This is a genomic window from Candidatus Vallotiella sp. (ex Adelges kitamiensis) (assembly GCF_020342435.1).
In the GTDB taxonomy this organism is placed as follows: domain Bacteria; phylum Pseudomonadota; class Gammaproteobacteria; order Burkholderiales; family Burkholderiaceae; genus Mycetohabitans.
This window is the reverse complement of record NZ_CP080504.1, coordinates 128,296-140,785: the sequence shown is the minus strand read 5'-3', so window position 1 is coordinate 140,785 and position 12,490 is coordinate 128,296. Positions and strand designations below refer to the sequence as shown.

Genomic DNA, 12,490 nt, shown 5'->3' with positions numbered 1-12,490 from the left:
TCATTGCTTTCGAATGCCACTCGGACATCGAAAAGATTAGAGCTTTCGCGATGCCTATGTAACGTTCTATATTAAAAAACTTTCTAAATGACATCCGGTTGTACTCTTCTAAAAGCAGACGAAAGCGAGATGAGCGTTTATACTTGAATACACCGTAAAATGCTCTTCTGTCAGAACTATATTATCAACTAGCAGCAATAGATATTTGCTCTTAACGGCGAATTTCCCACCTTCTCTCTAGAAGTTATAGATGAACATTGGCTTCAATGTATCGAATATTCCATCAGAAACATTCATAAAAACGCAGTGTTTAGCAAAATGCAGCTAGCAGCTGGCTGTAGATTTTTGAAAAAATTTACAAGAGGCAGCAAGACGCTAACTAAGCACCTAACATATAGTACAACGTATCTTGGACGCACTATTTGCTTCTCGAAGATCGGTAAAATACATTAAAATTTAATACCTGTAGCTGCGATAGCAAACAGTCAATCTTTATTTTTTCTTTAATAAAAATGGGGTAATGTCGTAACTTTCATAGCGGCGGGTAGTAAGCATATATAAACGTGTGCATCGAGACGGGTTAGTACTCGATACGATATAAACAGACGCAACAGATGCCTACTAAAAAGACAGCGGTAGTAGTTCACTCATTATTTTATAACCCGATCCGATAAAGTAGGTCTTAACAGGTTACCTTGGTGAACTTCTCAGCGTGTCGTGTTTATCATCTATCCTAGAAAGGAATGCCATTACTATCCAGATGAAAACAATTACACAGATAGAAACAGCGCTCAACGGCATTAGAATCGAGTAAATTAAATCATATTACAATTATCGTTAAAATAGATAGTCCACTATCCGATCTATGTAGTCAGTTTCAGCGCGAGCAGGGCTAAGTTTATCAATTCAAAAACTGGAACAGTAGATTACTGTGCATTATAAAAAAAGATAAGATGAGAATGTAAGCTACTTAGAATCGGGTGAGCGTGCAGCATGCCAAGCTCAGACGCTATGTGCTAATTATTAATAGCACGCGTTAACCAAAATTTATTAGTATCTTGCAAAGATCCGCTATAACGGTCAACTTATTGCCTGATTATCCGAATTTTATCCGCTATGTTTTAAAAAATCGGTTTTTAAGAGTGAGCAGGCCAAAAGTCTGCCACTTTTTATATCAGCAATAAAGTGTTCGCAATTCCATAGAAAACAAACTCTTATAAGTCTTTGTATCTGCTTCGCGAACACCCTAATCTGAATTTCTCAGCATGCGTGAGCCACACTTGTATTGTTGTAGTACGACATCCGCTCAGATTGAGATAGGACTAGTGTAGAAATAACCCTACAGGGGCAGCTCTTAATTGCCTCTGGATCGATTACGAAATCGTAATTATTATAGGACACTACTAGGCGAGTGATAAAAGAGTAGCTTTATACTAATCAACCCTGCAGCCTTTATTAAGCACACTAGTATTACGATCCACGCCGCGCTCGGCAAAACTAAAATACCACTTCTTAAACGTATATTAATGCGAAGTTTTCCGTTATGCGTTGTATGTCTCAGACTTATTAGATCGGAAAGTGTGAGCCTTGAAATTAGCTAATAAAGATTTTTACACGCTAGACTTCACGCTAGAGCATCTAGATTGCTCGTATTGACATCTTTTTCTCAAAAAACAACATTTTTGCTATTTGCGCATAGTCCGAACGCCATATAAATTTGGGGACCCTAATGGATCTACGTAAACTGAAAACTTTGATCGACCTGGTATCTGAGTCTGGTATCTCGGAACTCGAGGTTACCGAGGGCGAAAGCAGAGTCCGGATTGTTAAAAACACAGCACCCATCTATCTGCCCCAGGCGCAATACGCTTCTGCGACACAGGTCATCGGGACTTCCAGCATTCCAGCTAGTGCTGCGTCGGTTAAATCTGATATACACTCAACTACTATTACTTTTCCACAGGGTCATCTAGTTACATCACCGATGGTTGGCACGTTTTACCGTGCACCGTCTCCAGGTAGCGATTCGTTCGTACAAGTAGGTGACTCAGTTAAAGAGGGCCAAATAGTCTGCATTATTGAAGCTATGAAGCTACTTAATGAGATCGAATCTGACAAGATAGGCATAGTCAAGGAAATCCTTGTTGAAAACGGCCAGGCTGTCGAATATGGCCAACCGCTGTTTATAATTGACTAATAAATCGCTCTGATAATGTTTGAAAAAATACTCATTGCTAATCGTGGCGAGATTGCATTACGCATTCAACGCGCATGCCGCGAACTTAGTGTTAAAACAGTTGTTATTTATTCAGAGGCTGATAAAGAAGCAAAATACGTACGCCTTGCTGACGAAGCAGTCTGCATCGGGCCAGCACCATCGAATTTAAGCTATCTTAATATGCCAGCGCTTATTAGTGCAGCAGAAGTAACCGATGCTGAAGCAATTCATCCGGGCTATGGTTTTCTATCCGAGAATGCTGACTTTGCGGAGCGGGTCGAGCAATCTGGATTTACATTTATTGGTCCGAGACCGGAGACTATTCGGCTAATGGGCGATAAGGTTAGTGCTAAACAAACGATGATTAAAGCAGGCGTGCCATGTGTCCCGGGTTCAGATGGCGCTTTACCAGACGACCCGAAAGAAATTGTTAAGATCGCTCGCACGATTGGTTATCCGGTTATTATCAAAGCAGCCGGGGGTGGCGGCGGGCGCGGTATGAGAGTTGTGCATACGGAAGCAGCACTTATCAATGCGGTCAATATGACACGCGAAGAAGCAGCGCGCGCTTTCGGTAATCCTCAAGTCTATATGGAAAAATTTCTGGAAAATCCTCGACATATCGAGATCCAGGTGCTGGCTGACTCGTTTAAAAGCGCAGTATGGCTTGGGGAGCGAGACTGCTCGATGCAGCGCCGCCATCAAAAAGTAATCGAAGAGGCTCCGGCGCCTCACATTGCGCGCAGATTAATCGACCGGATTAGCGATCGCTGCATCGAAGCGTGTAAAAAAATGGGTTATCTAGGTGCGGGCACGTTCGAGTTTTTATATGAAAATGAAGAATTTCACTTTATTGAAATGAATACTCGAATCCAGGTTGAGCATCCAGTAACTGAGCTAATCACAGGAGTAGATATTATTCAGGAGCAAATCCGTATCGCGGCAGGTGAGAAACTATCGATACGCCCACGCGACATTGTATTTCGAGGTCATGCGATTGAATGTCGGATCAACGCGGAAGATCCATTTAAGTTTACGCCATCGCCGGGACGAATCACATCATGGCACGTGCCTGGTGGCCCGGGCATTCGGGTCGACTCACATGCATATCATGGCTATTGTGTGCCGCCTAACTATGATTCTATGATCGGAAAAATTATTGCGTACGGCTCAACTCGAGAACAGGCGATCAACCGGATGCGTATTGCGTTATCTGAAGTAGTCGTCGAGGGTATTCAGACGAATATTCCGTTGCATAGGGAGTTGATTTTAGATGCTAAGTTTATCCAGGGGGGTACTGGTATACATTACCTAGAAGCTAAATTAGCTGCTAGGCATCAGGCCGATCCTAAATAAGGGTAATAGATATGAGCTATCGCGAAGTTATCATGGAGGTTGATCGCCATAGCGCTGAGCTTTTATCAGACGCATTACTTGAGCTCGGTGTTTTATCAGTCTGTATCGAGAATGCTAACACAGAGGCGAGGCACGAAGAAGCATTATTTGATGAGCCTGAATTTATAAATCAAACTGCGTGGATGCGATCAAGAGTGATTGCGATGCTTAGCTTGAAACAGGATCCTACTATTTTACTAGCGGCTGCCGCGAATAAGATCGGCCTATCTACTCTGCCAGTCTTTACTACCCGTGACGTTCACGATCAGGATTGGGTTCGGCTTATGCAATCTCAGTTCAATCCAATCCATATTGGACAGAAAATCTGGGTTATTCCATCATGGCACGATGCGCCGGAGCAAGACGCTATAATATTAGAAATTAATCCAGAGTTTGCTTTTGGCACTGGCAGCCATCCAACTACATGCTTATGCATGGAATGGATCGAGCAGTATGTACGAGCCGGCGATTCCGTGCTTGACTATGGATGTGGCTCTGGCATCTTGGCAATACTCGCATGCAAGTTCGGTGCTTCTCCGGTCGTTGGCATCGACATAGACCGGAGGGCAATTGAGATAGCGCAGTACAATAGTAAGCGCAACCACGTCGAAGTTATGTATGGGTTTCCTAAAGAGTGCCCCGAAAATAAGTTTGATATAGTTATCGCTAATATATTGTCTAATCCGCTTCAGCTAATGGCTCCAATGCTTACCTTCAGGGTAAAGCCAGGGAAAAGACTTGCACTTTCTGGGGTGCTAACACACCAAGCAAATAAAGTCATAGCAGCCTATTCAGGCTACATAGAGCTTACCGTTTGGCGCGAGCGTGACGGGTGGGTTTGCTTAGCCGGGCAGCGCCTAAATTAATTAAAATTATGGCTAGCATTCTTATAGATTAACCGGTGTATGTAGTTTGCCAGTTTAGAAGTAATCTGTTAACCTAGCGCTAACCACCGGTCTTTCCTACTTTGCTCCGGTACTATTTTCTGGTTTAGACCCAGTCACATTTATTCAATCAATCACACTAGCGCTTAGTATATCGTAGCCATGTTTAGATAGTTTTTTTCCAGAGAGTTAGGCTCTAGTTACCGACTAGAGGTGGTATGCAAGTAGCATGTAGCCTAACTTCTGAGAGGTTGAGAGCGCGTTCACTAAGAACGGATCCTATCGATAACAACCTCCCGGGTACTCCTTATAGCTTTCCTCACTCATCTTAATCGTTGTTCATCGCGCAGATGACTTGACAGCAATAGCAAAAAACTGCTTGCTTACAAAAGCATTGTTATGCGATAGAACAAACTTTCTACAGTAAACCAACCCATAGCACTATTTGAGATGTATCTGCCTATCCCAAGCATTCTTGGGTGGCTAGCGGTGATATCGCTATGAGGTACATGATCAACAAAACGATTAAGACTCATTTCCTGTTCGCAACGACGATTCCCACTATTCCGTACCGTAGCCTATAAATTCACTAGACAACGCGGTGTGCAAGGAACTTCCCTGGAGCGGCTGGATATGTACGCCATTATTATGCTTAATGAGGGCGATAATAAGCGACCCCAGAAATGGTGGGCCAGATTACAACGCGACGCTTACCGCATATGAAATAAACTTTCATATCGCCTCAAATCGAGGCCATGCAACAACAAGCGTTCGTGTTTGGAGGGTAGTATGCATCTGTATGTCGGCGATCCGACACTGGAATCTATCATAAGGAATCCCCACTGTGGCTACGCTAATTTGTGGTTCGCTTGCGTACGACAATATCATGACGTTCGAGGGACACTTTCGCGAGCATATTTTGCCAGACCAAATCCACATTCTTAATGTCAGCTTTCTCGTTCCCTCTATGCACCGTGAATTTGGCGGATGCGCTGGAAATATCGCATACGGCCTAAAGTTACTGGGTAGCGATCCTTTAATCATGGCAACGGTTGGCGCAATCGACGCTCAGAACTATCTAGATCGACTCGACTCGCTGAGTATACGCCGTGAGTGCGTGCGCGTTCTACCTGATACACACACAGCACAGGCCATGATAACAACTGACCAAGAAAACAATCAAATCACCGTATTTCATCCCGGAGCTATGCTATTGAGTCACCTCAATCATATTAGCGACGCTCAAAATGTCACTCTTGGTATTGTCGCGCCCGATAGTGCACAAGGTATGTACGAGCATGCGAAGCAATTCGCACAAGCAAATATTCCGTTTATGTTTGATCCGAGCCAAGGGTTACCAATCCTAGATTGTGCGCAGTTATGCCAAATAATTGAACTTGCGACCTATGTTTCAGTTAATGCTTTTGAAGCAAAACTTTTAAGTAAAAAGACGGGTTGGTCTATAACTGACATAGCCCAACGCGTTGACGCAATGATTATCACACGCGGTGCGCAGGGAGCGGTAATTTATCACTGCGATAGTGTCGAAACTATTCCAGTTGTACCTGCAGAGCGGATTGTTGAGCCCACTGGTTGTGGTGACGCTTTTCGAAGTGGCCTTCTCTATGGTATTGAGAAAGGTCTAGATTGGTCTACTACAGGACGCTTAGCGAGCCTGATGGGTTCAATCAAGATTGCATATCAGGGACCACAGACCTACACATTAAATCGAACGGAAATTATAGACCGTTTCGAGGCTGCATTCGACTATCGCATAGCCTAAGGAATATGAAAACTATTGATAGAATAGCCTGATGTTTTATTCTAAAACTTTTTTTAGCTCTTCTCTTATAATTTATTTATGCATCAAAGTCAAAGCTGAGTAGACTTCAAACATATAAACTGCCGGAAGCATACCGTAGTGCGTTATCAAATTTTAGATTCTTTATTGACTGCTATAACACTACAGCGAGCAAGCTTCGATTGGAGCTACTGTGCCTTCGCATTCCAAGCTGCATCATTATTGGCATTGTAGGTCTAGTAGAAAGTCTTGTAAATTACGACACAGCTCGAAAACTGCAGCCTGCCCTTGATCATATACGTAATCACCAATCAGGTACAACCTAATCACTATCCTTAGGCTGGATTATACTCGTAATACATTAGATAAATATACCCGGGGGCGCGCTAGCGTGCTGTAACAAATTTTGTCTGTTTTGGATGGTATATTCTAAATAGTTCCAGTCAGGAGAAGCTAAGCCGCAGTCGGATTCAATGAGGCCTTCACCGTTAGTTATCTGAAACAACTAATATCACTCCTACAGAGCAAAACTTCTTTATCGGCATTTTCTATTAGAACGGTCTACTTCATATTAACTTTCCGAGTCTAAACTTTTTCAACCATTATTTTTTTGAGGTGGATATTATCCACCCTCTGTTTTATCTTCAGATAAGCGCTACTAGAATCTTTATCACCGCATTATCTAGCCAATGCTTTAAACATAGCAGCTGTAGGGAGGATTATTTTATCGTATTTACTGTATCTCACATAGAGTATACGCCAAAAAGTGATAAAGATTAATATAGCAGCAGCTCCTGTATGTTAAAACAAGACACGTCACTAATAGTGATATACAAGCGATCTTGTGCGCTACTCTTGGAGCAAAATTTTGGATTATTTTCCTATTTTACCGAAAAGTTTATATGGTAATATTTACTATTTATTGGGAATATAATTTCCCGTAATAGGGTGTTATTCTTGTAATCGAGCGCTGACTGCTTTAGCCTATTAATCCTAAATACTAATACACATTATTCCCAACTTAAAGCACCTCCGGTTTGATACTCAAACACTCGTGTCTCAAAAAAGTTGCGCTCTTTCTTCAGGTCAATCATCTCACTCATCCAAGGGAACGGATTTTCCTCACTCGGGAACAATGGTTCTAATCCGATCTGCTGACAGCGCCGATTGCAGATAAAGCGAAGATAACTTTTAGACATCCCTGAGTTTAATCCTAGCACGCCATTCGGCATTGTGTCTTCTGCGTACTGGCACTCAAGTTTAACTGCGTTCTTGAATAATCCACGAATCTTTTCGCAGAATGTCTGAGTCCACAAACTTGGATTTTCAAGCTTGATTTGATTAATTAGATCGATCCCAAAATTACAGTGCATCGACTCATCGCGTAGGATGTACTGGTACTGCTCGGCAGCACCAGTCATCTTATTCTGTCTACCCAACCCTAATATTTGCGTGAACCCAACATAGAAGAATAACCCCTCCATTAGGCATGCGAAGACGATTAATGACTCTAGCAGCTGCTGATCTGCTACAAGCGTGCCAGTCTTAAACGATGGGTCAGTTAGCGTATAGATAAACGGAATCAGAAATTCGTCCTTCGCACGGATCGACGGCACCTCACGGTACGCATTAAAGATCTCGCCTTCATCTAATCCAAGCGATTCAACGATATATTGGTATGCATGCGTGTGAATGGCCTCCTCAAACGCCTGTCGCAGCAGGAACTGTCGGCATTCAGGAGCAGTAATATGACGATACGTTCCAAGCACTATATTGTTAGCCGCAAGTGAATCGGCCGTGACGAAAAAACCTAAGTTACGTTTAACGATACGGCGCTCATCGTTAGTTAACCCGCTTGAATCCTTCCAGAGCGCAATATCTCGGGACATATCGATTTCCTGTGGCATCCAGTGGTTTGCGCAGCTAGCAAGATACTTCTCCCACGCCCATTTATACTTGAACGGAACGAGTTGATTTACATCCGTCTTGCCATTAATAATCCGCTTGTCAGTTACATTTATACGAGCTTCATTAGGCTCTGGAGATGATATGTCCAGATTCTGGGCCGGAGTGATAGCGATATTACCTCCCAAAATATCTGGCGTTATCAGAGAGGACGTACTAGCAGCTTTCTCTTTGTACCCAGTGGACTGTACTATAGTTCTAGCGGTTATTGTTTTTCGTGCAGAAGATTGCGTCACACTCGTGGGAATTTCCGAAGCAATCTGATTGTTCCAGTTGGGCATAAGTTTCACTATTAATTTAGATCGGATTGTACCGACTTTGCACTAGAGATAAAAGTGCACTGATAAAAACGCTCCTAACCTTGTATTAAGACCTTCATACAATACTTAATCTTTAAGGCCTTCATATTGTTTCTTCTCTTAATCTATAAAAGTACACCTTTCGCATTCCAATGCTCGCCTACTTTCTATATGCGTAACTTTCACGTATCGGATATTATGAGGCTATATACATACGTAGAACAGCGTTTAACACGTTCTTTACGTGCATTATCATACTCTATGTGAGTATGCATAATATGCTCACGCATACTCACAAACTAATGTCTTACTGGCAAGCCTCGCACTCATCAAACCCTGTATCACTAGGACTCAGCATGCAAACTGGTTCTGCGATTTCATCGTGTGATTTCGCATCGATACGGGTACGAATATCGTCGTAGCATGCAGTCATGTTAGATTGCACCGCATTAAGTGTACCGCGCGTAACCGTGGATTTCTCAACATGAGTCGCAGCGAGCGTGCGTAAGTAGTACGTTGTTTTTAGTCCGCGCAGCCAGGCAAGCTTATATATTTCTTCTAGCTTCTTACCCGAAGCACTAGCCATGTAGATATTCAACGATTGCGCTTGATCGATCCATTTCTGTCTGCGCGCTGCAGCTTCCACGAGCCATTTCGGATCTACTTCAAACGCGGTTGCATATGTCTCACGCAAATCAACGGGAATACGATCAATGCGCGCTAGCGATCCATCAAAATACTTCAAATCGGCTACCATTACTTCGTCCCAAAGTCCGCACGCTTTTAAGTCTCTCACTAAGTATCCGTTGACGACCGTGAATTCGCCAGATAAGTTCGATTTCACATATAGATTTTGAAATGTCGGCTCTATACATGCGGACACACCAACAATATTTGAAATGGTTGCGGTCGGTGCTATTGCAATGCAGTTCGAGTTGCGTATACCGTGCATAGTAATGCGCTCACGCAACGCAGCCCAGTCCATCGACTCGGATGAGTCGACTTCAACATAACCACCCCTCGAGTCGGCAAGTAGTTTTAGCGTATCCTGTGGAAGGATTCCACGATCCCATAATGAACCATGGTAAGACGAATAGCAACCACGCTCGCTTGCTAGTTCGACAGATGCTGAATATGAGTAATAGCAGACAGCCTCCATAGAGCGATCAGCAAACTCTATCGCTTGCTGCGACGCATACGGCGTACGTAGCAGGTACAAACAGTCCTGAAATCCCATAATACCCATACCGACCGGCCGATGCCTCAAGTTTGAGTTGCGTGCTTTAGAAACTGCGTAGTAGTTGATATCGATGACATTATCGAGCATTCGCATTGCGATGCTTATCGTGTGCTTAAGCTTATCGTGGTCTAATACATAGCTTCCATCTAATCCCTGCTTCATATGTGCCACAAGATTAACTGAACCTAGATTGCAAACCGCGATCTCATTATCGCTGGTGTTTAATGTGACTTCAGTACAGAGGTTCGAGGAATGCACGATACCCACGTGCTGCTGCGGCGAGCATATATTGCATGGATCTTTAAATGTAATCCATGGGTGACCTGTCTCGAATAGCATCCCGAGCATCTTGCGCCACAGTTGCACAGCTGGAATCTTCTTGAACAACTTTAGTTCGCCACATTCTGCCTTCTCTTCGTACTTGACATATGCTTCTTCAAACTCAGTACCAAATTTCTCATGCAGATCTGAGCAGGTTGACGGCGAAAACAATGTCCAGTCGCCTCCCTCGATCACCCGCTTCATGAAAAGATCTGGGATCCAGTTTGCGGTGTTCATATCGTGTGTACGTCGTCGATCGTCTCCAGTATTCTTTCGAAGTTCTAGAAACTCCTCGATATCCAGATGCCAAGTTTCAAGATATGTACACACTGCACCTTTTCGCTTGCCGCCTTGATTAACCGCAACTGCCGTATCGTTAACAACCTTTAGAAACGGAACTACGCCCTGTGACTTTCCGTTAGTGCCCTTGATATGGGAGCCAAGTGCACGCACGCGGGTCCAGTCGTTTCCAAGCCCGCCAGCAAATTTAGATAATAGTGCGTTTTCTTTTAGAGCTTCATATATACCATCTAAATCATCTGAGACAGTAGTTAAGTAACACGATGACATCTGTGAGCGGCGCGTACCAGAATTAAATAGCGTCGGTGTCGAGCTCATGAAATCAAATGTCGATAGTACATTGTAGAATGAAATTGCCTGCGTTTCTCGGTCGCTTTCATTAAGCGCGAGACCCATGGCTACCCGCATAAAGAAAGCCTGCGGCATTTCAATGCGCTCCCCGTCTATATGTAAGAAATAACGGTCATATAGCGTCTGTAGTCCGAGGTAGCTGAATTTTAGATCGCGCGATGCATCTAGTGCATCAGCTAGCTTTTTAAGATCGAATTGCAGCAACTTTTCATCGAGTAACTCAGCCTCGACACCTCGTCTCAAGAACTGCTCGAAGTATTTTGCATACCGCCCCTCCATCTCGGACTGCAGTACCTCTTCACCAAGAACCTCGCGACGGATCACGTGTAATAGCAGCCTTGCAGTAACTTGGCTGTAAGCCGGCTCTCTCTCAATCATTGTGCGTGCGGCAAGGATTGCCGAGTCGTAGACCCTTAATAAGGGGACACCGTCATAGAGATTTTTGATTGTTTCAGCAAGGACTGACTCTACACTAACTATATCATTGAATCCTTCGCAGGCTGCTGTGATTACGCTGCATAAAACAGTAAGATCCAGTGGACGCATAATACCGTTGTCGCTGACACTCAGCTCTCCCTGCACCGGCCTATGTTCCACTTTATACATGCGCTCCGCAGCGCGTTTCTCACGATATAGTACGTAGGCACGAGCAACATTATGTTCGCCAGCCCGCATCAGCGCGAGTTCGACCTGATCTTGAATATCTTCTATATGGAACGTGCCACCATGCGGGCGGCTGCGAATAAGCGCATGTACAAGCCTATTCGTTATCGTCTCAATCAATTCGCGCACGCGTGCCGACATGGCGCCATGGTTGCCATTGACAGCAAGAAAAGCCTTGCTTATTGCTATCGTAATCTTAGATGGCTCGAACGACATCACGCTCCCGTTTCGGAGAATAACTTTATAGTCGGTAAACTCCGCCTGAGGTGCTAATGTTCGCGACTCATATGCAGTGTTACCGCTATACGGCAAGCGTGCTGCGGCATCAGGCTGATGGGACATAGCGTTCTCGATGGGTTGCATGGGAAAAACCTCCTAATCTTATCTCGTGCGGCAGAATCCGTATTCTCGTAATGAATACAGGCGTGGATCCGGCATATTGCCGTAGTACCATCCCAAAAAATGATATTGATAGAAGGTAATAAGGCGAAATAACCGTACACACAGCATCACAAAATACACAATATATAGTGCATTAGATACTAATGCACACTAACTATAGTGTAAATTTACCCCAGGTTCTATGAATAAATTCGCGGCTAGCAACCAAGGTCAGATATGTACGATTGACTGCAAGCTCTTCGATACGCAACTTTTGCGATGCTACACAACTAAGTATCACTTGCGTATATCCCACGCGAAACACATTTATAAAAATAATGCTAGAAGCTCCATCTCACAACTGATGCTAATTGAAATGTAGCTCTAATATCCGAATAGCTAACTGATAGTTACCGAATACGTGTAATCGCGCTAATGTATTGTATTGGGGTGCCGTAGATAATTAATTCTTTAAACTGTCTAGTTTAATACTATTTAAAGAATCGTCGTAGCGCCTTGAAATTAACGAAACTAGATTTGCTAGCACGCTATTCTTGCTCATTGTAAGAGACAAATTTCAACAATTCCACCCGCTACGCAAGGTGGATCGATAGATGTAGAGTCGGTATATACAGCGCAATTAAGTTATTTTATGGATACTATTCGCTCAAC

At 43.6% G+C, this 12,490-nt stretch carries 5 protein-coding genes and 1 pseudogene; 4 read left to right on the top strand and 2 right to left on the bottom strand.

Going from position 1 to position 12,490, the window contains the following annotated elements; genetic code table 11:
- The first annotated feature begins 1,729 nt into the window (after nt 1–1,729).
- From accB to K0T93_RS00620, 4 genes are all read left to right on the top strand, one after another.
- Nucleotides 1,730–2,197: an acetyl-CoA carboxylase biotin carboxyl carrier protein gene (gene accB, locus K0T93_RS00635; protein WP_225721493.1), complete on the top strand. Its 468-nt coding sequence runs from the start codon at nt 1,730–1,732 to the stop codon at nt 2,195–2,197.
- A gap of 15 nt (nt 2,198–2,212) precedes the next feature.
- Nucleotides 2,213–3,574: an acetyl-CoA carboxylase biotin carboxylase subunit gene (accC, locus tag K0T93_RS00630; protein WP_225721492.1), complete on the top strand. Its 1,362-nt coding sequence runs from the start codon at nt 2,213–2,215 to the stop codon at nt 3,572–3,574.
- Nucleotides 3,575–3,585: 11 nt separating this feature from the next.
- The gene (gene prmA, locus K0T93_RS00625) at nt 3,586–4,479 is read left to right on the top strand and encodes a 50S ribosomal protein L11 methyltransferase (protein WP_225721491.1); all 894 of its coding nucleotides are present in this window, start codon (nt 3,586–3,588) and stop codon (nt 4,477–4,479) included.
- An 862-nt stretch (nt 4,480–5,341) separates the two neighbouring features.
- Complete coding sequence (locus K0T93_RS00620; RefSeq protein ID WP_225721490.1) at nt 5,342–6,280, top strand: carbohydrate kinase family protein; 939 nt, start codon at nt 5,342–5,344, stop codon at nt 6,278–6,280.
- Nucleotides 6,281–7,308: 1,028 nt separating this feature from the next.
- On the opposite strand, the pseudogene K0T93_RS00615 reads toward K0T93_RS00620, so the two are convergent.
- Together K0T93_RS00615 and K0T93_RS00610 are read right to left on the bottom strand one after the other, a co-directional pair.
- Nucleotides 7,309–8,379: pseudogene (locus tag K0T93_RS00615) on the bottom strand (ribonucleotide-diphosphate reductase subunit beta); the annotation flags it as partial.
- A 490-nt stretch (nt 8,380–8,869) separates the two neighbouring features.
- Nucleotides 8,870–11,800, bottom strand: a complete 2,931-nt coding sequence (locus K0T93_RS00610) for a ribonucleoside-diphosphate reductase subunit alpha (protein WP_225721489.1) — start codon at nt 11,798–11,800, stop codon at nt 8,870–8,872.
- Nucleotides 11,801–12,490 lie beyond the last annotated feature (690 nt).

Bases quoted from the DNA above. Each gene is read 5' to 3' on its own strand.
- accB (WP_225721493.1), top strand. From the start codon at position 1,730: ATGGATCTACGTAAACTGAAAACTTTGATCGACCTGGTATCTGAGTCT.
- accC (WP_225721492.1), top strand. From the start codon at position 2,213: ATGTTTGAAAAAATACTCATTGCTAATCGTGGCGAGATTGCATTACGC.
- prmA (WP_225721491.1), top strand. From the start codon at position 3,586: ATGAGCTATCGCGAAGTTATCATGGAGGTTGATCGCCATAGCGCTGAG.
- K0T93_RS00610 (WP_225721489.1), bottom strand. From the start codon at position 11,800: ATGCAACCCATCGAGAACGCTATGTCCCATCAGCCTGATGCCGCAGCA.